The following is a 21,965-nucleotide window of genomic DNA, read 5'->3' on the forward strand; positions in this document are numbered from 1 at the left end:
ACCCCTAGTGGTACCCCCCCCACCACTCGCCGCCCGGGGGCGCGCGCCGCCGCCCCCCGCGGCTGGGCTCCCCCAGGGTCTTTGCGGTCTTTTGAGCTTGTTGGAGATTTAGTGAGATTGATAGTTTAATATGCATATCTAAATATCGAGATGTAGTTTGTGGTGAGGCTCGCCGTTTCAGCAGATACGTTCCCCGTGAACCGATTTCGAGCCTCACCACAACATCGTCCAGCTCGTCGTCGCGGATCGAAGCGCTCCCCTATCCGCGCAACAGCGCGTCGATGTGACGCACACCACCACTGCCCCGCTGTTACAAAACGAACGGATAGGACGTCTGATGAGCGACACCGCCGAGAGTGAACAGGAGCCGCCCATGCCCGGCATGTCGCAGACACCCGCCGACCGCGGCGAGAGCAGCAACCGCGACGACCGTCCGAACTCGGCGACGAAAGCGTTTGTCGCACACCGCAACTTGCTGTTCACTGTCGCGTACGAAATGCTCGGCTCGGCCGCCGACGCCGAAGACGTCCTCCAGGAAACTTGGCTACGGTGGGCCGGCGTCGACCTCGATACCGTGCAGGACCAGCGGGCCTACCTGGTCCGCATCACCACCCGCCAGTCCCTGGACCGCTTGCGCACCCTCGGGCGCCGCAAAGAGTCATACGTCGGCCCCTGGCTGCCGGAACCACTGCTCACCGCACCCGACGTCGCCGAAGACATCGAGCTGGCCGACAGCGTCTCAATGGCGATGCTGCTGGTATTGGAGACCCTCACACCCATCGAGCGTGCGGTGTTCGTACTGCGCGAGGTATTCGATCTGGAGTATGCCGAGATCGCCCAGGCGGTCGACAAGAGCCCGACCGCGGTCCGCCAGCTCGCGTACCGGGCACGATCGCATGTCGCTGCACGGCGACCACGTGGGGCGGTTTCCGCGGACGAAACCCGAGACGCGCTCGCGGCGTTCCAGCAAGCCGTCGAAACCGGCGAACTGCAGAATCTCCTCGACATTCTCGCACCGGATGTCGTCTTCCTAGGCGACGGTGGCGGAGTCGCACAGGCCGCGCTGGTGCCCATCGTCGGAGCCGACGCGGTGGCCGGCTTGCTCGCGGTCGCGCTCGGTAACCTCACCTCCAGGTCGGCGCAGCCTGCCTTGGTCAACGGCTACCCGGCGCTGATCCTGCGACTCGACGGCCAGATCGACTCCGTCGTGGCGGCGCGCATCGACGACGGTCGCATTACCGGGATCTACTCGGTACGCAATCCCGAGAAGCTGTCACGTTTGCAGCATGAGACCACCCTGCATCGCTGAAACGCGGCTTGCCAACAGGCCGCCCACCGACATTTCGGGGGCCGACCCACCGCAGAGCTGGCATGCGATGAGGGCCCTGCCGACCGAGACCACGCCGGAACGCGTCGTCGACGGGCCGTGTTCATCCCCGACAGCAGACCGTACATCTCGCCGAGGCGGTCTGGGAGGGACCGCACGGTTACCGCGCGGCGATCGGTGGCGGAGTTGTGCGGCGACTATTCTCCGAAGGAGTTGGCCTTGCTGGCCGACTTTCTCGACCGAGTCGCCCGCGCGGGCCTACACGCCACCGACAGTCTCGCTTCCGAATCGAGTTGAACACCGGTCAGGCTGCTTGCGTTCGCAAGCCGACTGCCAACCCGACAGGCCCAAAATGGTTACGGCGGCGGTGTCCATCCGAGCGTCGCCCTTAGCTGACTCGGTATAACGTTCGTTGACGAGACGCTATGTAGCGACGAGATGTCCGCCCAGGTCCGGAATGCCTCACCTGCCGTGTCCGCTTCAACGTCTCGTTGTCGAGGGTTCTCGATACAGTTCGCGGCATGAGGATCGGCTATGGACGGGCCTCCACCCGCGACGCATCCGAACAGCCCTCCCCTACCCTTTCCGTGCCCGTTCAGCGAAGCCGGACGTGTTGCTTGCGGTTCAATGGTGAGCATACATGTTTAGATGCGCATATCTACGTATGGACATGTCAATCTGAATTCACGAGCGGATGGTTGTCGGCGTCGGGATAAGGTGAGCCATGGTCGCCGGATCGACAATGCGGCCGCAGCGCTGGTCCGCACCGCCTGCCCCCCAGCTGGCGAAACATGTAGTGCCACAACACTTCCCCAGGTCACGTGATTGGAACTGCGCGGTGCGGCACCCGAGGACACGGTGCGCACCGCCGAGGGGCGGATCATTGCGGGAGCCGATGACGGTTCGATCTACCGCATCGATCCTGCGGATGGTGCGGTGAACTTGCTGGCGAAACCCGGTGGCCGCCCGCTCGGTGCACATGCCGACGCCGATGGGGCGCTACTGGTCTGCGACTTCGATCGCGGCCTGCTGCGACTGGACAGCGAGAGGGCGGTGGCGAGGGTGCTCGTGGACGAAGTCGACGGCGAACCACTCCCCTTCGCCGAGGAAGGCACTATCTACTTCTCCTCGTCGGCGCGCTGCCATCCGCTGGACCAGTGGATGGATGATCTGCTGGAGCATTCCGGCACCGGCCGCCTGCTTCGCCTCGATCCGACCGGCAAGCCCGAAACTCTTACCGACGGAATGCCATTCGCCGATGGCGTGGTCCGCTCCCCTGACGGCTCCTGCGCGCTCATCGCGGAAACCGGCGCTTGCCGCGTGACCCGCTACTGGCTCACCGGGCCGGAAGCGGGCACATTCGACCGCTTGATCGAGAACCAACCACCTCACCCGGTCAACCACGACGCCGTGTACCAGGCGCTGCTCCGACGGCTCGCCGCCGATGTGCACCAGGGCTGGGTGCGCTGCGGTTGATCGGTTCAGAACAGTTGGTCGGGGTGGGCGTCGGCTTCCCTTCTGACATCGGCGGCGAACTGCGCTTCGACCTCCGCGTCGGCACCCGCGGTGTGAGCCGAGTAGAGCAGTAAGCAGCCGCGGATTCCGTCGAGAAGATCTTCCAGTAGGTCAAGAGCCGGGCGGGTAGGGTCGAGGCGGCTGATCCGAAACTCGTCGAGCAGGGCAGCACGGGAGGCGCTGTCGAGATCGAATTTGTGGGCCTGCTCTTCGATTTCGGCGACTCGGGCTACCACCCCCCATGGCGCGGGCACGTGTCCCTCGGAAACGGACATGGCTTCGGCGATGAGGTCGACGACGATGTCGGTCGGGGTTTCGCCGCCGGTCAGCCGCTCCAGCACCAGGGTCGGGGTTTCGACCTGCAGTACCTCGATATCGTCGGCTTCGACGACCACATCGGCGGTCGGCACGCCGGCGAGTTCGCCCGCGACCTCGGCGGCGGCGTAGAGCCAATGCGCGGCCGCGACGGACGCGGAGGCGGGATCGAGTTCGGTGAACAGCTCCGCGGTGCCGAGCGGGTCCGCGCGCAACAGTTCGTCGGCGGCCTGTACCTGGGCCGGTGAGACATCCGGGCGGGAGAGTTCGACCGCTTGGCGCGCGCGGGCGGACAGATCGCCGAGTTCGGCGGATTCGATGGCGGCTTGTTCGGCGCGGACCTCGGCGGCGATGGTGTCTCGCAGGGCGGAGTCGTCGATGGCATGCAGGGTGCGTCCGATGCGGTGCGCGGATTCGACCACGCCGCTGTAGGAAACGACGAGACCGTGATCGGTCGGCAGGTTCGGGGTGCGGATTGCGGCCTCGACCTCCTTGAAGTTGCTGCGCTCCTCCGCGCGCCGCCAGGCCTCACTATTAGGAATGTCGGGATCGCCTGCGGCACTTGCCGGATGGGTATAGGTGCGCCACTGGAACCGGGACAGGATTGTCAGACTCGACGCCAAACTCGTTGCCTGGTCATGGTTTATCGGCGGCAACTCGGCCACCGTTGTCGCGAGATCGCCACGTCCGGTCGCCCAGATGGCGACAAGGGCGTTGCGATCGGCGTCGAATGCATATCGGGTCACGCACGCCAGTCTCGCCGATCCGCGGCCGTTGTGCGCGCGATCGATCGCTTCGATATCCGGTCGTCGGCGTTTCGATTGTCCGATGTCAGCTGTTCGGCATCGCTGCGTGGTCTCGCTGCTCGACCGCGTCCAGGGCGGTATCACTCTGAATGGCAGTGGGATACCTGCGAGGATGGACAGTATGACTCTCGATCACGGTGATCCGGGCGACGCGCCTTCGATTCCACAGCCGACCGCACCGGTGGTGAATCCCGCGCGCCCGTCGGCGGCCGAGGAGGCCAGAACCGTTGCGGCCGCGACGAATATCGCGACCTTGGCGAGTTTGAGCGAGGACGGCGGCCCGTGGGCGTCGTTCGTCACCTACGGGTTGCTGGACGGTCAGCCGGTGCTGTGTGTATCGCGGATGGCCGAGCACGGGCGCAACCTCGCAACGGATCCGCGAGCCAGCCTGTCGGTGGTATCGCCCGATGTGCCCGCGGATCCGCTGGCCGGAACCCGGATCACGCTGGCCGGTGTGGTGGAGCGTCCGGTCGGTGATGAGGCTGCGGCCGCGCGCGAGGCGCATCTGACCGCGGTGCCAGCGGCGAAGTACTACGTGGATTACAGCGATTTCTCGCTGTGGGTGTTGCGGGTGCGGCGCGTTCGGTGGGTCGGTGGGTATGGGCGGATGGATTCCGCGACCGCCGAACAGTATCTGGCAGCCGCGCCGGATCCGGTCGTTCCGGTGGCGGGGCGGGCGATCACGCATCTGAACGACGATCACGCGGAAGCGCTGCTGTCGATGGCGCAGGTTTTGGGCGGGTATCCGGATGCGACCGAGGCGAGTTGTGAACGCGCCGACCGGTACGGGCTGGACTTGCGGGTCGTGACGCCGCGCGGCGTGGCGCGAACACGGGTGGGCTATGCGACGGCGATCGATTCCGCAGCCGAGTTGCGTGCCGCGACAGTCGAGTTGACGCGGCGCTCCCGCGAGGTGTGACGACGCGCGGATGGTGAGTGGGGGCTCTGGTCGCCGTTGCGGACGTCACGTTCTGCCCGTAAGCGCCGCTAGCGGCGGATCGGCCGCAGCCGCCGCTCCGTTCGGCTGGAGCCGGTTAATCGCGCGGCAGCGCGCACCGATCCTGGTTGCCGGGATACGCACCGCCTGGTGGCTGGACAAGAGCCTGCCCGACCCCGACGTCGGGCCGGGCTCGCACACGCACCCGAGCTGACCCCTCGGAGGTCGCGGGTCACGACGTGACCTCGCGCACTGCCAGGGTTCAGTGTGCGAGTGCGCGGCTGATGACCAGGCGCTGGATCTGGTTGGTGCCCTCGAAGATCTGGGTGATCTTGGCTTCACGCATATAGCGTTCGACGCGGAAATCGCGAGTGTAGCCGTAACCGCCGTAGACCTGAACGGCGTCGGTGGTGACCTTCATGGCGGCATCGGTGGCGATCAGCTTCGCCACGCTCGCCTGCCGGGAATAGGTCAGACCGGCATCTCGGCGCCGCGCCGCGTCGAGGTAGGTGGCGCGGGCCGAATCGACGGCGGCGGCCATATCCGCGAGCAGGAAACCCAGACCTTGATGGTCGATGATCGGCCTGCCGAAGGCGGTGCGTTCCTTCGCGTAGGCGACGGCCTCATCGAGCGCGGCCTGGGCCAGGCCGGTCGCGACGGCGGCGATACCGAGTCGCCCGGAATCCAGTGCGCTCAAGGCGATTTGGAGTCCTTGGCCCTCCGCGCCGATGCGGCTTTCCTCTGGGAGGAATGCGTCGTCATAGTGGGCGGTCGTGGTGGGCACGGCGTGCAGGCCCATCTTCGCTTCGGGTTTGCCGAAGGTGAGCCCGGGGGTCTCGCGCGGAACCAGGAAGCAGGAGATGCCACGCGATCCTTCGCCGGTGCGCGCGAAGAGGTTGTAGAAGTCCGCAATGCCGCCGTGGGTGATCCATGCCTTTGTACCGTTGATCCGGTAGCCGCCGTCGCCCGGGGTGGCCCGGCATGCGACGGCGGCGGCGTCGGAGCCGGCCTGTGGTTCGGACAGGCTATAGGCGCCGATCAGGCTGCCGCCCAACATATCCGGCAACCAGCGCTGCTTCTGCTCCTCGGTGCCGAACGCAAGCAGCGGATGGCAGGACAGGCTGTGCACGCTCACCGCAACCGCCACCGCGGCCCATCGGGCCGCGATCTCCTCGAGCACCTGCAGATACACCTCGTACGGCTGTCCCCCGCCGCCCCACTCGACCGGGTACGGCAGGCTCAGCAATCCCGCGGCACCCAAGGTGGCGAAGACGCCCTCAGGATAGGTCTCGGCTCGCTCGTGTTCGTCGACGATCGGGGTGAGGACCTTGTCGGCGATCTCCCTGGTGAGCTCGATCAGATCACGGGCCTCTTCGGTGGGCAGCAGGCGTTCGACGGCCACGGGACTCCTTGGCTACGGATAGCAGTACTGAATTACCGCTCACAGTACTGTCCGGTGGAGCAGTACTGCAAGCCGAGCCTCAGTACTATCGGATCACATGGACCAGCTCACCCGCGGTGGCTTCGCCACTCGTCGACGCACCGAACTCTTCGACGCGCTGGTCGAGTTGTTCCTGTCCGAGGGGTTCGCGCATCTGACCCTCGATGAGATCGCCGCCCGCCTGCGCTGCTCCAAGTCGACGCTTTACACCCTCGCCGGAAGTAAGGAGCAGCTGGTCCGGGCGGCGACGGTGCACTTCTTCCGGCGCGCCACCGGCGATGTGGAGTCCCGCATCGCGGCTGTGACCGAGGCCCGCCAACGCATCACCGACTACCTGTCTGCCGTCGGAGCCGCCCTGTCGGCCGCCTCGCCGCAGTTCATGGCCGACCTGCACGCCTTCGCACCCGCACGCGAAATCTATGAGCGCAACACTCGCATCGCCGCCCGCCGAGTCCGGGAGCTGATCGACGCCGGCGTCACAAGCGGTGAATTCCGCGGTGTGCACGCAGCTTTCGCCGGTGACCTCGCGGCCACCATGATGGCCCGTATCCAGCAGGGCGGAGTGCGCGAATACACCGGTCTCGACGACGCGGCCGCCTACCGCGAATTGGCCGCCATCCTCACCGCGGGTATCAGCGCGTAGCCGTTCCGCCGAAACGCCTGTACCGAAGGCCGATCCGCGAACTCGCCAGACAGCATCCCGCACCATCGCATACGCCAACCACCATACCCACGTCTTATGTATCACCCTTCGATCCGCGCGGCCAAACCCGTTGTGGCGAACGCACTTTCGCCGATTCAACGAGCACTCGTCCGCCCCGAGCGATGCGCGACAGCCACCACGGCAACCGCCCGATGTACTCACCGGGACCACGAACCACATGCAGTGTCCGGGTCCAGCATCATCGTCGCGGTCAACGCCCTGGCACTCAAACGACTCCGGCTCCCCAACCCGACCGGATAAGTCGGCTCCGATCGTCGGTCAGCAGCAGCCAGGCCGCCGCATTCCCGGAGCTGGCGGATGCCTTCGAAATCCCTGATCATTTGCGCTGCACCTTCGCCAGTGCCACGCCGGCGACCACCGCGTAGGGCTGGCCGCGACCGGGATCGCCATGGCTCATGGCAAGGAGTCTCGGATGTCTCACCCGGCGGTTTCGGGCTGGTCGGACAGCCCCAGGCGGAGGTGTTCGCTGTGGTAGACGGCTTCGTCGAGGAGTTGGGCGACGTGGTTGTCGTAGAGGCTGTAGACGATGGAGCGGCCGGTACGGGTGCCGACGACCAGGCCTAGGTTGCGTAGCAGCCGTAGCTGGTGGGAGACCGCGGACTGTTCCATCCCGATCGCGTCGGCCAGTTCGGTGACCGGCCGGGGGCCGTGGCGCAGCTCGGTGAGGATCAGCAGCCGGCTCGGGGTCGCCAGCGCCTGCAGGGTGGTGGCGACGTGGGCGGCGGACTCGGAGTCCAGCCGCGCGGCGGGGCGGTCGCGGCCCTCGATTCCGTGTCCCATACTCGCGCAGCCTACCTCACACATGACACATGAAGACGTGTTCATTTCTTCTGTTATGGTAGCCGGGTTCCATCGCAATCAACTCTGGAGGTGAACCGTGGCCGCGCCGACCCGCACATCCGCCCGTCCGAGACCCGTGCCCGCCCAGGTGCCGGTGCGCCGCACGAAACTGTTCGCCCTGCCCGAGATGCGGTGGGCTGCACTGGCATTGGGCCTGTTTTTGCTCGGCCTGGTCGCTCAGCTGGCCGGTGCCCCGGCCTGGGTGTGGTGGGCGCTGTATCTGGCCTGCTACGGGGCTGGTGGCTGGGAGCCCGGCCTGGCCGGGCTGCAGGCGCTGCGGGCGAAGACCCTGGATGTGGATCTGCTGATGGTGGTCGCGGCGATCGGCGCGGCAGCGATTGGGCAGATCACCGACGGTGCGCTGCTGATCGTCATCTTCGCCACCTCCGGCGCCTTGGAGGCCCTCGCCACCGCCCGCACCGAGGACTCGGTGCGTGGGCTTCTGGATCTTGCGCCGGAGACCGCGACCCGCGTCGACGCCGACGGTGGGGAGCAGACGGTGGCGGCGGCCGACCTCGAGGTCACAGATCTGCTGATAGTGCGTCCCGGTGAGCGGATCCCCGCCGATGCCACGGTGATCGGCGGCGGCAGCGAGGTCGATCAGGCCACCATCACCGGCGAGCCGTTGCCGGTGAACAAGACCACCGGCGACGAGGTGTTCGCCGGAACGACCAACGGCACCGGTGTGCTGCGGTTGCGGGTGGATCGCCGCGCCGCCGATTCGGTGGTGGCGCGCATCGCCGCCCTGGTCGAGCAGGCCAGCCAGACCAAGGCCAAGACGCAGCTGTTCATCGAGAAGGTCGAACAGCGCTACTCCGTGGGGATGGTCGCGGTCACGATCGCGGTATTCGTGGCGCCGCTGCTGTTCGGGGACTCGCTCGATCGTGCGCTGTTGCGGGCGATGACGTTCATGATCGTCGCGTCTCCGTGCGCGGTGGTGCTGGCGACCATGCCGCCACTGCTGGCTGCGATCGCCAACGCCGGCCGCCACGGCGTGCTCGCCAAGTCCGCCGTCGTCATGGAACAGCTCGGCACCGTCACCCAGATCGCGTTCGACAAGACCGGCACCCTGACCCGCGGCACCCCCGAACTCGTCGACATCCGCGTCCTCGACCCTCGGTTCGACCGGGACGAGCTGCTGCGGCTGGCCGCGGCCGCCGAGCACCCCAGCGAGCATCCCCTCGCCGCGGCGATCGTGCGTGCCGCCCACACTCGCAGCCTGGCATGGTCGGCGGTGGAGGAATTCACCGCGCAACCCGGCCGCGGTGTCTCCGCGCTGGTCGGCGACCGCTTCGTCGGTGTGGGTGCGCCGGCCGCGCTGCTCGAACCGGACGGCAGCCGGACCGCCACCACAGCGGCGGCTGCCGTCGATGCGCTGCAGAACCGTGGCTACACAGCCGTGGTCGTCACCTGCGAACGCCAGCCGATCGGGGTGTTGGCCATCACCGACCAGCAACGCGCCGAGGCGGCCACCGCCGTGGCCGCCTCTCGCGCGGTGACCGGCACCGCGCCGGTGCTGTTGACCGGAGACAACCAGGTCGCCGCGGACCAGCTCGCCGTCCGGGTCGGCATCACCGACGTCCGCGCGGGGCTGCTGCCCGACGACAAGGTCGCCGCCGTGCGGATCCTGCAGGCCGGCGGGGCGAAGGTCGCCGTCGTCGGTGACGGCATCAACGACGCTCACGCCCTGGCTGCCGCGCACACCGGCATCGCCATGGGCGGCGCCGGATCGGATCTGACCCTGCAGACCGCCGACGCGGTCGTCGTCCGCGACGATCTCACCACCATCCCCGCAGTGATCAATCTGTCCCGCCGTGCCCGCCGGGTGGTGATCGCCAATCTCGCCATCGCAGCCAGCTTCATCGGGGTACTGGTGATATGGGACCTCGTCGGCACGCTGCCGCTGCCGCTGGGCGTGGCCGGGCACGAAGGCTCCACGATCATCGTCGGTCTCAACGGGCTGCGGCTGCTGCGCCAATCCGCATGGCGGCGCGCAGCACAACTCGACTGACCCGAACAGTCGCATTAGTTGACTTGTGCTGGCCGCGGCCTTGACCCTCACCGTCGCCTGCTGGCGGCTTGCCTCCACACGGTCCCGCCGCTGACAGGCACCACGGAGCCGAATCAGTCGACCGGACAACGGATTTGCTTTGGCCCCCGTAGGGATCACTCAGGAAGCGTCCGATGCCGGTGTAGCACCGACGACGCGGCTGTCGCCGCGGAATTCGGCCACCAGGTTTCCCGCGCTGTCGGTGACGCTGACATCGTAGATTCCGTTGCGGCCGAATCTCGTTCGCTCCACGGCGGTGGCGGCGAGAACATCGCCGACCCTGGTGGGCCGTATGTATCGGATGTCCGCACGGGCCGCCACCGCCGGTCGGCCATGGCTGTTGCAGGCCAAGGCGAAGGTCGTGTCCGCGAGCAGGAATACGTAACCGCCGTGGGTGATCCCGTGTCCGTTGACCATCGTGGCGGTTACCGTCATGGTGGCGGCGGCATGTCCGTGGCCGATGTCGACCATTTCTATGCCGAGTGCCATGGAGGCCGCGTCTGCTTGAAACATGCTGTGGGCGAGTCGAAGTGACGCATCGTCGACGGCCGCCGGAGCGGCTTGTGTTTTCATGCCGGTAGTCAGAGCTTTCCCCTGGATTGGATCTGTTCGGTGTACATGGTGACGCCGCCGGTGGCGAAGTTGCGCACATCGCGACCTGCCGCCTTCATTTCGGGTGACGAAAGCGCTTCGCGCAGAGCCGCTTCGGTCTCGAACGCCAGATGAGCGATGGCGTAGTACGGTGGTTCGCCGCCATCCAGGGAGGTGCATTTGGACCAGGAGAAGCCGGCCAGTCCCGGCACCGCGATCGCCAGCGGGATGTGGCTGGCGACGTAGTAGTCGTCGAAAGCGGCCGGATCGTCGGGCCTTCCGTAGCAGACCGCTATCTCGTAGCTCATCGGTTGTCTCCGTTCGTTTTCGCGACGAGGGTGAGAACGTCGTAGGCGGCGACCACCGCGCCGTCCTGATTGGCGACGGTGGCGTCCCAGCGGACCTCGCCGTAGTCGGCGGTGCTGCGTGGGGTGATCTGCTTGGCGGTCAGCGTCACGGTGAGCTCGTCCTCGGCCTTGACGGGCGTCAGGAATCGCAGGTTGTCCACGCCGAAGTTGGCCAGCACCGGACCGGGCGCGGGGTCGACGAACAGACCCGCCGCCAGCGACACCACCAGATAGCCGTGCGCCACGATTCCGCCGAAGAGCGGATTCGCCGCGGCCGCGACGGGATCGGTGTGCGCGTAGAAGGTGTCACCGGTGAACTCGGCGAAATGCGCGATATCGGCGCGGGTCACGCGGCGCGGCCCGGCGACGATGGTGTCGCCCAGCCGCAACTCCGTGAGGGTCTTGCGGAACGGGTGGACCGTGTCTTCGACCCTATCGGCTCCGGCGACCCAGCGGCGGCCGACGGCGGTGAGGATGTTGGGCGTGGCCTGGACCGCGGTCCGCTGCATATGGTGCAGCACGCCGCGGATGCCGCCGAGTTCCTCACCGCCGCCGGCGCGACCCGGGCCGCCGTGCACCAGTACCGGCAGCGGTGATCCGTGACCGGTCGATTCCGCGGCATCCTCGGCATTGAGAACCAGCACCCGACCGTGGTAGGGCGCGAGGCCGAGGACGATCTCCCGAGCGAGCGCGGTATCGCCGGTGACCACCGACGCCACCAGGCTGCCCTGTCCGCGTGCGGCGAGTTCGATCGCCTCGGCGGTGCTCCGATAGCCGATGATCGTGGCGACCGGGCCGAACGGTTCCACCTCATGCGGCTCGGGTGCGTCGTTGTCGGTGCAGCGCAACAGGATCGGAGGCAGGAACGCGCCCGGCCCCGCAGGGGCCTCGGCATCGCCGAAAACGATCTCGCAGCTCTTGGTCAGGGTACGGACGGCGTCCAGTACTTCCTCGCGCTGCGTCGTGCTCACCAGCGCGCCCATGGTGACCTCCGGGTCGGCGGGATCACCGACGACGGCCCTGGCCAGGCGCGCGGTGGTTGCCCGCGCCACGTCGTCCACCCGGTCGGCGGGAACCAGGGCGCGGCGGATGGCGGTGCATTTCTGACCGGCCTTCACCGTCATCTCGGTGGCCAGTTGTTCGACATACAAATCGAATTCAACCGAGCCGGCCGCGATGTCGGGGCCCAGGATCGAGGCGTTGAGGGAATCGGCCTCGGCGGTGAACCGGACACCGTTCGCCACCACCGCCGGATGGGTGCGCAGCATGCTCGCCGTCGCCGCCGAGCCGGTGAACAGGATCGAATCCTGCCCGCCGAGATGTTCCAGCAAGGGTTGTGCGCTGCCGCAGACCAGCTGCACCGATCCCTCTGGCAGCAGCCCGGATTCGATGATCCGACGGAACACCAACTCCGTCAGGTAGGCGGTCTGGCTCGCCGGTTTCACGATCGATGGCACACCGGCGATGAAGGCGGGCGCCAGCTTCTCCAAGAAGCCCCACACCGGAAAGTTGTACGCGTTGATCTGCACGACCACACCGCGGCGGGACGTGCAGACGTGTTGGCCGGCGAAAGCGCCGGCCTTGCTCAGCTGTTCGACCGGGCCGTCGAGGACGACGGTGTCGTTGGGCAATTCTCGCCGGGTCCGGCTGGCGTAGCTGAGCAGGGTCCCGATCCCGCCGTCGATGTCGACGGCCGCATCGCGATCGGTGGCTCCGGTGGATCGGGACAGCTCGTAGAACTCGGTCTTGCGCTCCTTCAGAGCGAGCGCGAGAGCCTTCAGCGCGGCCGCGCGCTCATGGAAGGTCAGTCGCGCCAGCGCGGGGCCGCCCGTGACACGGGCGTGGTCCACCGCTCCGGCGAAATCCACCCCGGTGGATGAGACCCGAGCGATCTCCGCGCCGTCCACGGCGCTGTGTACGGGCGTGCCCGTATCGGACGCGGTATGCCAGCGTCCCTTCACGTAACTCGTCAGCAGTCTGCTCACCACAACTCCGTTCAACCGTCCATTCGGTCGGTAATTACAATCGCGCCGGAGTCGCGGTATGTCAAGGAGCAGACCTGGGGTCAGGCGGTGCGCAGGCCCTCGAAGGTCATGCGCACCACTGCGACGGCGATCTCGTCGGGGTTCGCGTCGCCCCGCGGGCGGTACCACTCGATGAGCGAGTTCACCATGCCGAACAGCAGCCGGCTGATCACTCCCGGCTCGATGTCCGAGCGCAGATCCCCCTCGGCGACGGCCCGTTTGACCAGGTCGGCGACGAAATCGTCGAATTCGCGGCGCTTGGTGAGGGCACGTCGCTCGACCGCACTGTTGCCCCGCACGCGCAGCAGCAGGGTCACGTACGGCAGTTCCGTGCACAGCACATGCACACTGCGGCAGACCAGGTGCTCGAGGCGGTCGACGTAGCGACCGGAGGTCACCTCGGGCTCCGTGGTGACCGCGAACAGTCCGTTGAGAGCCCGGTTCAGCGCCAGTTCCAGCAGTTCCGACTTACCCGAGACATGGTGATAAATCGAGGATTTGGTGATTCCGAGCCGCTCGGCGAGGGCTTCCATACTTGTGCCTTCGTAGCCCTTGTCGTTGAACACTTTGACGGCGACCGAAAGCAGGGAGTCCAGGTCGTAGCCCGGTCGGCCGGGGCCTGACCTGCGGGCGGGTCGTGCGGAAGTCATGGCCTCATCTTCCCAGTTGCCGGACCGGCTCTCACAGAACCGCTCCCCAACACTCTTGATTACCGACCGAATATTCGGTAATTATTATCCGGCAGAAGATGGGAGCGAGCAGTGCGTGAAGTGTTTCTGATAGACGAGGCCCACACGCCTCGAAAGCGAGAGGGCAGCACTCTGGCCGCTGAGCGACCCGATGATCTCGCCGCCCTCGCGGCGGCCGAAGCGATCCGGCGCACCGGAGTCGATCCGGCCGCCAGGGACGACGCGATCCTGGGCGCGGCCGATCAGGCCGGTGAGGACAACCGCACTATCGCCCGCACGGCCATGCTGGGCCGCGGTCTCGCCAGCCTGTGCGCCGGTGTCGGACAAGGTATTTCGATGCTCATGGCGGCGGCGTGAATAGCGAGTTCACCAACCTGCGGGTGGAAGAGCGCACCGACCGCATGGTGGTCGCGTTGCACCGGCCGCAGCAGCGCAATGCCATCGACGCGCAGATGATCGCCGAACTGCACGCCGTCTGCGCACGCCTGGAGAAGACGCCCAAACCGCTGCTGCTCACCGGAACCGGTGAGCACTTCGCGGGCGGAGCCGATATCCGGCAGCTGCGCGACCGGGGCGCCGACGACGCACTGGCCGGTATCAACCGCACCCTGTTCGACCGGGTCGCGCGCCTGCCGCAGCCGACCGTGGCGGCAGTGAGCGGATATGCCCTCGGCGGCGGTGCGGAACTCGCCTACGCCTGCGATATCCGCATCGCCGCCGAGACCGCGGTATTCGCCAATCCCGAACCCACACTGGGCATTATCGCCGCCGCCGGGGCCACGTACCGGCTAGCGGAACTCGTCGGCGCTTCCATCGCCAAACAGGTGCTGCTGGCGGGCGCGCGCATCGACGCCGCGACGGCGCTGCGGTGCGGCCTGGTCATGGATGTCGTGCCCGCGGGCGAACACGTGGCGGCGGCGCACGCGCTGCTGGACCGCATCACCCGCAGCTCGCCGCTGGCGCTGCGGCTGACCAAGCTGATCGCCGACGCACCGGGGACGCAGCCGTTCGTCGCCGACATTGCCCAGGCCGTGCTGTTCGACACCGCCGACAAACACGACCGGATGACCGCGTTCCTGGAGAAGAAGGAATCCCGATGACATACCCCACGATTCCCCGGCTGGTCGGCGTGGCCGGCGGCGGGCGGATGGGCGCGGGAATCGCGCAGGCATTCGCCACCGGCGGTGCGCGCGTGGTGATCGCCGAACCCGGTGACCGGGCCGCCGTGCAGCACCGGATCAATGCCGGACTCGCCGCCGCGGCCCAGCGAAACATCCTGGACGACAGGCAGATCGATGAGATCTCCGAACGGGTGCGCACCGTGGATCGGGTCGATGAGCTGCCCGAGGACGCCGACCTGGTGATCGAGGCCGTGCCCGAGGACGCGGCGCTCAAGGTCGCCGTGCTGACCGTTCTCGCAGATCACGTCGGGGAGGACACGGTGATCGCGTCCAACACCAGTTCGCTGTCCATCGCCGAACTCGGTGCGGCGTTGCGGGATTCGAGCCGATTCCTGGGCATGCACTTCTTCAATCCGGTGCCCGCTTCGGCATTGGTCGAGATCGTGCGCGCGCCGGCCACCCGCGCCGACGTGATCGAATCCACCTGCACCTGGACTGCCGCGCTCGGCAAGGCCGCGATTGTCGTCAACGACTTCCCCGGCTTCGCTACCAGCCGCCTCGGCGTCTGTCTGGGCTTGGAGGCCATCAGGATGTTGGAGGCGGGCGTCGCCGACGCCGAATCCATCGACCGCGCCATGGAACTCGGCTACCGGCATGCCATGGGTCCACTGCGCTCGACCGACCTGGTAGGACTCGACGTCCGGCTGGCCATCGCCGAGCACCTTGCCGCCACCCTCGGTCCCCGCTTCGAACCGCCACAGTTGCTGCGCGACAAGGTCGCTCGCGGCGAACTCGGCCGCAAGAGCGGCAGCGGCTTCTACCCCTGGCCGGACAACACAGCAGGACCCAACACAGCAGGACCCAGCACCACCGCCGAGTCCGTGACCGCGCGAAAGGAAACCAGCGCATGACCACTCCCACCGAGGTCGTCACCCTCGCGGTCACCGATGGCCTGGCGACCATCACCTTGAATCGCCCTCGAGCATCCAATGCGTTGGATAGCGGGATGAAAGAGGCGCTGCTGCGCACCGTGTCCGCGGTGGCTGCCGATCCGGATGTGCGGGCCGTATTGCTGCGTGCCGAAGGACGCAACTTCTGCGTCGGTCAGGACCTCGCCGAACACAGCGCAGCCCTCGACGCCGACCCGGCCACCGCGATGAGCACCGTCGGCAAGCACTACAACCCGCTGCTGACCGCGTTCGCCGCGTTGACCGTGCCGGTCGTGGCGGTGATCAACGGTGCGTGCGTGGGCGCGGGAATGGGTCTGGCTCTCGCCAGCGATATCCGGATCGCCGGTGCGACAGCCACATTCGCCACCGCCTTCACCGCCATCGGCCTGGCCGCGGACTCCGGGCTCAGCCTCAGCCTCACCGGAGCGGTCGGTCCCAGCCGCGCCAGCGCGCTGCTGCTGCTCGGCGATCGCGTCACCGCCGCGCAAGCCCAGGACTGGGGGCTCGTGCACCGCGTCGTCCCGGACGACCAGCTCGGAGCAGCCGGGAGCGAATTGGCCGCGAGCCTCGCCGCCGGACCCACCCAGGCGTATCGGGAGGTCAAATCAATTCTGGCGCACGAATATTCGTCCCTTACCGCAGCGCTGGAACGTGAACGTCGGGCACAGGAACTGCTCGGCGCGACCGCCGACCACCGTGCGGCCGTCACCGCCTTCCTGACCAAGACCACCCCGGTATTCACCGGCCGCTGAAAGACGTCACATGACCACACCACCCGCCACCGGCGAACTCTCCGCCGCCTTCGACGCCACCATCGCGGCCGACCAACGCATCGAACCGCGCGACTGGATGCCCGACGGCTACCGGCGCACCCTCGTCCGCCAGATCGCCCAGCACGCGCATTCGGAGATCATCGGCATGCAGCCGGAGGGCAATTGGCTCACGCGGGCACCGTCCCTGCGCCGCAAGGCCATTTTGCTGGCCAAGGTGCAGGACGAGGCCGGGCACGGACTGTATCTGTACTCCGCGGCGGAAACTCTGGGCGCGGACCGCGCGGACCTGACCGCGAAACTCATCAATGGAGCGCAGAAGTACTCGTCCATCTTCAACTATCCGAGCCTGACCTTCGCCGATGTCGGCGTGATCGGCTGGCTGGTGGACGGCGCGGCCATCTGCAATCAGGTTCCCTTATGTCGCAGCTCTTTCGGCCCATACGCGCGCGCCATGATTCGCGTCTGCAAGGAGGAATCGTTTCACCAACGGCAGGGCTACGAACTGCTCATGACCATGATGGGCGGCACCGCCGAACAGCGAGACATGGTGCAGGACGCCGTCGATCGCTGGTGGTGGCCGGCGCTGATGATGTTCGGCCCACCCGACGACGCCTCACCCAATACCGAGCAGTCCATGCGCTGGCGGATCAAACGACACACCAATGACGAACTGCGCCAACGCTTCGTCGATATGAGTGTCCCGCAGGCGCAGGCCCTCGGCGTCACGGTCCCCGATCCGGAGCTGGCCTGGAACGACGAACGCGGCCACTACGACTTCGGCACCCCGGACTGGCACGAATTCGCCACGGTGATCGCCGGCAACGGACCGTGCAACACCGAGCGGATCGCGGTGCGCCGCGCCGCGCACGAGGACGGCGCCTGGGTACGCGAGGCCGCAGCCGCCTTCGCCCGACGAGAAGGAGCATCACGATGACCACCGAGCAACACACCGTCCGGTCGGAATGGCCGCTGTACGAGGTTTTCGTGCGCGGCAAGCGCGGCCTCAACCACGTGCACGTCGGTTCGCTGCACGCCGCCGACGACGAGATGGCCCTGCGGCACGCGCGCGACCTGTACACCCGTCGCAACGAGGGCGTCAGCATCTGGGTGATGCGCTCGGACGCCATCGCCGCGACCAGCCCCACCGAGAAGGATTCGTTCTTCGCGCCGAATGCCGACAAGGTCTACCGCCACCCGACGTTCTACGACATCCCCGAGCACGTCCCGCACATGTGAGGCATCCAATGACCGATCACGACAACCCCTTCGACGGCCTGCTCGGCAGCGACGACCACGGCCGATGGGCCTTCGGCGGAAATTTCGATGATCCGCTCGCCGGGCTCGACACCACCGTTCCCGACGGCATCGACGGTCTGGCGCTCGCCCGCTACTGCCTCATGCTCGCCGACGACGCGCTGCTCAGCGCGCAGCGGCTGGCCGAATGGAGCACGCGCGCACCGGAATTGGAGGAGGAGATTGCGCTCATCAACATCGGGCTCGATCTCCTCGGGCAGACCCGCCTGCTGTTCACCCGCGCCGCCGCCGCGGATCCCGCCGTGGTGCCCCATATTTCGGACACCTCACCGATTCCGGCGGAAGACGCCCTGGCCTTCTTCCGCGACCCCATCGAGTACCGCAACGCCCGGCTGTGCGAACTCGACAACGGCGACTTCGCGCAGACGATCACGCGGCTGCTGGTCTTCGCGGCCTGGCGGCTGGCCTGCTTCGAGCGCCTGTGCGAATCCCGTGATCCGGTGCTGTCCGCGATCGCCGACAAGGGCGTCAAGGAGCTGACCTACCACCGCGACTACGCCGCCCGCTGGGTCGTGGTGCTGGGCAGCGGCACCGAGGAATCCCATCGCCGCATGCAGCGTGGCCTCGAACGGATCTGGCCTTTCGTCGGCGAACTGTTCGAGCCGACCGCGGAGGAAACCGAACTCGCCGCCGCGGGTGTCGGCGTCGACCCCGTGACCGTGCGCGCGGAGTTCGACCTCGTGCTGGATACGATCCTGCGCGCGGCCGAGCTGACCGCACCCACGGGGCGCGCGGCCGCGACAGGCAGTGGCCGCACCGGCCGCCACGGCGGGCATACCGAGGCACTGGACCTGCTGCTCGGCGAAATGCAGAGCCTGGCCCGGGCCCATCCAGAGGCGACGTGGTGAAAATGACCGCCGAAGCCGTGACAAGGGCTCGGGCACTGGCGGAAACGGTGTCGGACCCGGAGATGCCGATGATGAGCCTGGCCGACCTCGGCGTACTGCGCGACGTGCACGTCGAGTCCGACGACACGGTCATCGTGACGATCACACCGACCTACTCCGGATGTCCGGCCATGGCGATGATCCGCGCCGACATCGAGCACACCCTGCGCAGCCACGGCTACCCCAGCGTTCGCGTGGACACCGTGCTGGCACCGGCCTGGAGCAGCGACTGGATCACCGCCGCGGGGCGGCGCAAACTCCTCGAACACGGCTACTCCTCGCCGGGACCCGCGCCGCGCCGCGGCCCGACACCGCTGTCCCTCGCGCCCATGCCACGCCGTGTGACCTGTCCTCAGTGCGGATCGGCGGCCACCGAACGGATCTCGGAGTTCTCTGCCACCGCATGTAAGGCCCTCTACCGGTGCCGCGAGTGCCTCGAGCCGTTCGATCACGTGAAGGAAATCTGATATGACCATCGAAGCGGAAGCGGCCATCACCGCGGGAGGTAACCCTCGATTCCACTCGCTCACCGTGTCGGCGGTGGAACGCCTGTGTGACGACGCCGTCGCCGTCACCTTCGCCGTACCGCCCCGGCTGACCGACGAATTCCGGTTCCGGCCAGGCCAATTCCTCACGCTGCGCCGCGAAGTCGACGGCATCGAGCACCGGCGCTCCTATTCGATCTGCGCCCCGGCCGGGCGCGCCCCGCGCGTCGGTGTGCGAGAAGTGGCGCGCGGCATGTTCTCCCACTGGCTGGTCCGCGAGGTCTCCCCCGGCGACCGGATCGACGTCGCACCACCGAGCGGAACCTTCATCGCCGACCCGGAGGCGGGCGGACGTCATCTGCTCATCGGTGCCGGTTCCGGCATCACGCCGCTGCTGTCCATCGCCGCATCCGTGCTGGAGAACCCGGCCGCCGAAGTGACCCTGCTCTACGGCAACCGCCGCGCGGGATCGGTAATGTTCGCCGACGAGATCGCCGACCTCAAAGACGGTCATGGCAGCCGGTTCTCGGTCGCTCACGTGCTGTCACGCGAACCTCGCGACGTCGAATTGTTCACCGGTCGTCTCGACGCCGACCGCCTGCGCGCAATCCTCACCTCCGTCGTCCCCACCGCGGGCATCGACCACGTCTGGCTGTGCGGTCCCCACGAAATGGTCTCCGTCGCGCGAGCCGTGCTCGACGAACTCGGCGTGGAACCGGCGCGCATCCACCGCGAACTGTTCTACGTCGGCGACACCCCGCCACCCCCGGACACCCACCGCGAACCGGACGTCACCGGCCCGGCCAGCACCGTCACCATCACCCACGACGGACGCTCGACCACCGCCGAGCTACCGCGCGACCGCACCATCCTCGATGCGGCCGAACAGATCCGCTCCGACCTGCCCTTCGCCTGCAAGGGCGGGGTATGCGGCACCTGCCGGGCCAAGGTCACCTCCGGCGCGGCCGACATGCGCCGCAACTACGCCCTCGAACCGGGTGAAGTGGACGCGGGGTTCGTTCTCACCTGCCAGAGCTACCCGGCCGCCGACGCCCTTGCCATCGACTTCGATGCCTGACAAATCAAGGAACACCACTCATGAGCACCGTCGCTCCCCCTTCGGGCGAGATTCCCACTGCCGACATCGAATTCGCCAGCCGCGACCATATCTCCGCCCTGCAGCTGGAGCGCCTGCAATGGTCGGTGCGGCACGCTTACGAGAATGTCGCCCACTACCGCCAGGCATTCGACGCCGCCGGCGTGCACCCGTCGGATCTGAAGGATCTGGCCGATCTGGCGAAATTCCCCTTCACCGGCAAGACGGACCTGCGCGCCAACTACCCGTTCGGCATGTTCGCCGTGCCCCGCGACCAGGTTTCACGCATCCACGCCTCCTCCGGCACCACCGGCCAGCCGACCGTCGTCGGCTACACCGCCGGCGACCTGAACAACTGGGCCGACCTCATCGCCCGCAGCCTACGCGCGGCCGGCGTGCGATCCGGAGACATCGTGCACATCGCCTACGGATACGGACTCTTCACCGGCGGACTCGGTGCGCACTACGGCGCGGAACGCCTCGGCTGCACCGTGATACCCATGTCCGGCGGCATGACCGACCGGCAGGTACAGCTGATCGACGACTTCCGGCCCGACGCCATCATGGTCACGCCCTCCTACATGTTGACCATCTTGGACGCCATGGTGCGCAAGGGCTTCGACCCGGCCGCCACCTCGCTGCGGGTCGGCGTCTTCGGCGCCGAGCCGTGGACCGAATCCATGCGCTTGGAACTGGAACAGACCTTCGCCCTGGACGCGGTCGATATCTACGGGCTGTCCGAAGTGATCGGACCCGGCGTAGCCATGGAGTGCGCGGAAACCAAAGACGGCCTGCACATCTGGGAAGACCATTTCTATCCCGAGATCATCGACCCGGAGACCGGACAGGTGCTGCCCGACGGCGCCGAAGGCGAACTGGTGTTCACCTCACTCACCAAAGAGGCGCTGCCGGTCATCCGCTATCGCACGCGTGACCTGACGCGGCTGCTGCCAGGGACCGCCCGATCCATGCGGCGTATGCAGAAGATCACCGGCCGCACCGACGACATGATCATCCTGCGGGGCGTTAACCTCTTCCCGACCCAGATCGAGGAAATCATCCTCACCGTCCCCGCCCTGGCTCCCCAGTTCGAATGCGTCCTCGACCAGCCCGAACGTATGGACAGACTGACCGTTCGGGTGGAAAGCAGAGCCGATGCGACGGCAGACGAGCGACTCTCGGCGTCCGCCGCGCTGACCCAGCGGATCAAACAAAGGATCGGCGTCAATGTCGCCGTCGAGGTCCTTCTCCCGGATTCGCTCGAGCGCTCGCTCGGCAAGGCCCGGCGTCTCGTGGATCGCCGCCCGAAGTAACGCACCGAGCGGCGACATGCCGGCGCGATGACAACCGCAGCTCGAGTTTCCAGTACGCCACGAGCGCGGAGAGCGGGGTCGATGAGTAGGTCGCCGACATCACTCGCAGATCAACGGAAATGATGAGGTAGGACAGCCGGCAGTAGTTGATTTTGGTTGCGGTGCAGTCGATCTTCTCGTATTGCGACCCGGCGTCGGAGTGATGTATCGCGCCCCGCACCGGACCCCGAACCGAGCCCGATGCTCGGCGATGAACGCGCAAACTACCGCTGCCGCGGGTCGCTCGCCCGCGCGAAAAAAGACGTTGCGCAGAAAGTATCTGTTCCAGTTCGGCGATCTTTCGTTTCTGCTCGCGGATCGTCCGCGCTGCCTCACTGGTGGTGCCCTCGGCTGGTCCGCCGACGCCACCACTTGGGAACT

Annotated in this window: 22 protein-coding genes and 1 pseudogene; 15 read left to right on the top strand and 8 right to left on the bottom strand. The window is 67.2% G+C overall.

Going from position 1 to position 21,965, the window contains the following annotated elements; genetic code table 11:
* The first annotated feature begins 373 nt into the window (after window positions 1-373).
* Window positions 374-1,309: an RNA polymerase sigma-70 factor gene (locus AB0J29_RS04670; RefSeq protein ID WP_364779976.1), complete on the top strand. Its 936-nt coding sequence runs from the start codon at window positions 374-376 to the stop codon at window positions 1,307-1,309.
* 843 nt (window positions 1,310-2,152) lie between these two features.
* Entirely contained in the window at window positions 2,153-2,803 is a 651-nt protein-coding gene (locus AB0J29_RS04675; RefSeq protein ID WP_364779225.1) for a hypothetical protein, read from the top strand.
* A gap of 5 nt (window positions 2,804-2,808) precedes the next feature.
* On the opposite strand, the gene AB0J29_RS04680 is transcribed toward AB0J29_RS04675, so the two are convergent.
* Window positions 2,809-3,903, bottom strand: coding sequence for a hypothetical protein (locus AB0J29_RS04680; protein ID WP_364779228.1), 1,095 nt, complete (start codon window positions 3,901-3,903; stop codon window positions 2,809-2,811).
* 181 nt (window positions 3,904-4,084) lie between these two features.
* Here AB0J29_RS04680 and AB0J29_RS04685 point away from each other — a divergent pair, with 181 nt between their 5' ends.
* A complete protein-coding gene (locus AB0J29_RS04685; RefSeq protein WP_364779231.1) occupies window positions 4,085-4,882 on the top strand; it encodes a DUF2470 domain-containing protein in 798 nt (265 codons plus the stop codon).
* 280 nt (window positions 4,883-5,162) lie between these two features.
* Here the strand turns inward: AB0J29_RS04685 and AB0J29_RS04690 are convergent, their stop codons facing one another.
* Window positions 5,163-6,302 (bottom strand): acyl-CoA dehydrogenase family protein, encoded by a 1,140-nt coding sequence (locus AB0J29_RS04690; protein ID WP_364779234.1) that lies wholly within the window; start codon window positions 6,300-6,302, stop codon window positions 5,163-5,165.
* A gap of 97 nt (window positions 6,303-6,399) precedes the next feature.
* Between AB0J29_RS04690 and AB0J29_RS04695 the strand changes: the two genes are divergently transcribed.
* On the top strand, window positions 6,400-6,984 hold the full coding sequence (locus AB0J29_RS04695) for a TetR/AcrR family transcriptional regulator (protein ID WP_364779237.1): 585 nt from the start codon (window positions 6,400-6,402) through the stop codon (window positions 6,982-6,984).
* A 498-nt stretch (window positions 6,985-7,482) separates the two neighbouring features.
* Here AB0J29_RS04695 and AB0J29_RS04700 read toward each other — a convergent pair whose 3' ends face one another.
* Window positions 7,483-7,845, bottom strand: a complete 363-nt coding sequence (locus AB0J29_RS04700; RefSeq protein WP_364779240.1) for a metalloregulator ArsR/SmtB family transcription factor — start codon at window positions 7,843-7,845, stop codon at window positions 7,483-7,485.
* Window positions 7,846-7,942: 97 nt separating this feature from the next.
* Between AB0J29_RS04700 and AB0J29_RS04705 the strand changes: the two genes are divergently transcribed.
* Entirely contained in the window at window positions 7,943-9,916 is a 1,974-nt protein-coding gene (locus AB0J29_RS04705; protein ID WP_364779243.1) for a heavy metal translocating P-type ATPase, read from the top strand.
* A gap of 159 nt (window positions 9,917-10,075) precedes the next feature.
* Here AB0J29_RS04705 and paaI read toward each other — a convergent pair whose 3' ends face one another.
* The 4 genes from paaI to AB0J29_RS04725 form a co-directional block, all read right to left on the bottom strand.
* Window positions 10,076-10,528, bottom strand: a complete 453-nt coding sequence (paaI, locus tag AB0J29_RS04710; RefSeq protein WP_364779246.1) for a hydroxyphenylacetyl-CoA thioesterase PaaI — start codon at window positions 10,526-10,528, stop codon at window positions 10,076-10,078.
* Between the two features lie 8 nt (window positions 10,529-10,536).
* Complete coding sequence (locus AB0J29_RS04715) at window positions 10,537-10,854, bottom strand: EthD family reductase (protein ID WP_364779249.1); 318 nt, start codon at window positions 10,852-10,854, stop codon at window positions 10,537-10,539.
* Window positions 10,851-12,878, bottom strand: a complete 2,028-nt coding sequence (gene paaZ, locus AB0J29_RS04720; RefSeq protein WP_364779252.1) for a phenylacetic acid degradation bifunctional protein PaaZ — start codon at window positions 12,876-12,878, stop codon at window positions 10,851-10,853. Before paaZ ends, AB0J29_RS04715 begins: the two co-directional genes overlap by 4 nt.
* An 80-nt stretch (window positions 12,879-12,958) precedes the next feature.
* On the bottom strand, window positions 12,959-13,567 hold the full coding sequence (locus AB0J29_RS04725) for a TetR/AcrR family transcriptional regulator (RefSeq protein WP_364779255.1): 609 nt from the start codon (window positions 13,565-13,567) through the stop codon (window positions 12,959-12,961).
* 111 nt (window positions 13,568-13,678) lie between these two features.
* Here AB0J29_RS04725 and AB0J29_RS04730 point away from each other — a divergent pair, with 111 nt between their 5' ends.
* From AB0J29_RS04730 to paaK, 10 genes are read left to right on the top strand one after another with little or no spacing between them, the layout of a single operon-like run.
* The gene (locus AB0J29_RS04730; RefSeq protein ID WP_364779258.1) at window positions 13,679-13,963 is read left to right on the top strand and encodes a hypothetical protein; all 285 of its coding nucleotides are present in this window, start codon (window positions 13,679-13,681) and stop codon (window positions 13,961-13,963) included.
* A gap of 44 nt (window positions 13,964-14,007) precedes the next feature.
* Window positions 14,008-14,706 carry an enoyl-CoA hydratase/isomerase family protein gene (locus AB0J29_RS04735; protein WP_364779979.1) on the top strand — a complete coding sequence of 233 codons (699 nt, stop codon included), beginning with the start codon at window positions 14,008-14,010 and terminating at the stop codon, window positions 14,704-14,706.
* On the top strand, window positions 14,703-15,638 hold the full coding sequence (locus AB0J29_RS04740; protein ID WP_364779261.1) for a 3-hydroxyacyl-CoA dehydrogenase family protein: 936 nt from the start codon (window positions 14,703-14,705) through the stop codon (window positions 15,636-15,638). Before AB0J29_RS04735 ends, AB0J29_RS04740 begins: the two co-directional genes overlap by 4 nt.
* Complete coding sequence (locus tag AB0J29_RS04745) at window positions 15,635-16,429, top strand: enoyl-CoA hydratase-related protein (protein WP_364779264.1); 795 nt, start codon at window positions 15,635-15,637, stop codon at window positions 16,427-16,429. The genes AB0J29_RS04740 and AB0J29_RS04745 overlap by 4 nt, the downstream gene beginning before the upstream one ends.
* 10 nt (window positions 16,430-16,439) lie before the next feature.
* Window positions 16,440-17,384, top strand: a complete 945-nt coding sequence (gene paaA / locus AB0J29_RS04750; protein WP_364779267.1) for a 1,2-phenylacetyl-CoA epoxidase subunit PaaA — start codon at window positions 16,440-16,442, stop codon at window positions 17,382-17,384.
* Window positions 17,381-17,686: a 1,2-phenylacetyl-CoA epoxidase subunit PaaB gene (gene paaB, locus AB0J29_RS04755; protein WP_364779270.1), complete on the top strand. Its 306-nt coding sequence runs from the start codon at window positions 17,381-17,383 to the stop codon at window positions 17,684-17,686. The genes paaA and paaB overlap by 4 nt, the downstream gene beginning before the upstream one ends.
* 8 nt (window positions 17,687-17,694) lie before the next feature.
* Window positions 17,695-18,612 (top strand): 1,2-phenylacetyl-CoA epoxidase subunit PaaC, encoded by a 918-nt coding sequence (paaC, locus tag AB0J29_RS04760; protein WP_364779273.1) that lies wholly within the window; start codon window positions 17,695-17,697, stop codon window positions 18,610-18,612.
* Between the two features lie 2 nt (window positions 18,613-18,614).
* Complete coding sequence (gene paaD / locus AB0J29_RS04765; RefSeq protein WP_364779276.1) at window positions 18,615-19,118, top strand: 1,2-phenylacetyl-CoA epoxidase subunit PaaD; 504 nt, start codon at window positions 18,615-18,617, stop codon at window positions 19,116-19,118.
* A gap of 1 nt (window position 19,119) precedes the next feature.
* Window positions 19,120-20,214, top strand: a complete 1,095-nt coding sequence (gene paaE, locus AB0J29_RS04770) for a 1,2-phenylacetyl-CoA epoxidase subunit PaaE (RefSeq protein ID WP_364779279.1) — start codon at window positions 19,120-19,122, stop codon at window positions 20,212-20,214.
* A 20-nt stretch (window positions 20,215-20,234) separates the two neighbouring features.
* Window positions 20,235-21,545, top strand: coding sequence for a phenylacetate--CoA ligase PaaK (paaK, locus tag AB0J29_RS04775; RefSeq protein WP_364779282.1), 1,311 nt, complete (start codon window positions 20,235-20,237; stop codon window positions 21,543-21,545).
* A gap of 222 nt (window positions 21,546-21,767) precedes the next feature.
* Here the strand turns inward: paaK and AB0J29_RS04780 are convergent.
* Window positions 21,768-21,933, bottom strand: a pseudogene (locus AB0J29_RS04780) (IS3 family transposase); the annotation flags it as partial.
* Between the last annotated feature and the right edge of the window lie 32 nt (window positions 21,934-21,965).

The organism is Nocardia sp. NPDC049707, from assembly GCF_040674855.1.
Classification (GTDB): domain Bacteria; phylum Actinomycetota; class Actinomycetes; order Mycobacteriales; family Mycobacteriaceae; genus Nocardia.

Coding starts and splice junctions, on each gene's coding strand:
- AB0J29_RS04670 (WP_364779976.1), top strand. CDS start 374: ATGCCCGGCATGTCGCAGACACCCGCCGACCGCGGCGAGAGCAGCAAC.
- AB0J29_RS04685 (WP_364779231.1), top strand. CDS start 4,085: ATGACTCTCGATCACGGTGATCCGGGCGACGCGCCTTCGATTCCACAG.
- AB0J29_RS04695 (WP_364779237.1), top strand. CDS start 6,400: ATGGACCAGCTCACCCGCGGTGGCTTCGCCACTCGTCGACGCACCGAA.
- AB0J29_RS04700 (WP_364779240.1), bottom strand. CDS start 7,845: ATGGGACACGGAATCGAGGGCCGCGACCGCCCCGCCGCGCGGCTGGAC.
- paaI (WP_364779246.1), bottom strand. CDS start 10,528: ATGAAAACACAAGCCGCTCCGGCGGCCGTCGACGATGCGTCACTTCGA.
- AB0J29_RS04715 (WP_364779249.1), bottom strand. CDS start 10,854: ATGAGCTACGAGATAGCGGTCTGCTACGGAAGGCCCGACGATCCGGCC.
- AB0J29_RS04725 (WP_364779255.1), bottom strand. CDS start 13,567: ATGACTTCCGCACGACCCGCCCGCAGGTCAGGCCCCGGCCGACCGGGC.
- AB0J29_RS04735 (WP_364779979.1), top strand. CDS start 14,008: ATGGTGGTCGCGTTGCACCGGCCGCAGCAGCGCAATGCCATCGACGCG.
- AB0J29_RS04740 (WP_364779261.1), top strand. CDS start 14,703: ATGACATACCCCACGATTCCCCGGCTGGTCGGCGTGGCCGGCGGCGGG.
- AB0J29_RS04745 (WP_364779264.1), top strand. CDS start 15,635: ATGACCACTCCCACCGAGGTCGTCACCCTCGCGGTCACCGATGGCCTG.
- paaA (WP_364779267.1), top strand. CDS start 16,440: ATGACCACACCACCCGCCACCGGCGAACTCTCCGCCGCCTTCGACGCC.
- paaB (WP_364779270.1), top strand. CDS start 17,381: ATGACCACCGAGCAACACACCGTCCGGTCGGAATGGCCGCTGTACGAG.
- paaC (WP_364779273.1), top strand. CDS start 17,695: ATGACCGATCACGACAACCCCTTCGACGGCCTGCTCGGCAGCGACGAC.
- paaD (WP_364779276.1), top strand. CDS start 18,615: ATGACCGCCGAAGCCGTGACAAGGGCTCGGGCACTGGCGGAAACGGTG.
- paaE (WP_364779279.1), top strand. CDS start 19,120: ATGACCATCGAAGCGGAAGCGGCCATCACCGCGGGAGGTAACCCTCGA.
- paaK (WP_364779282.1), top strand. CDS start 20,235: ATGAGCACCGTCGCTCCCCCTTCGGGCGAGATTCCCACTGCCGACATC.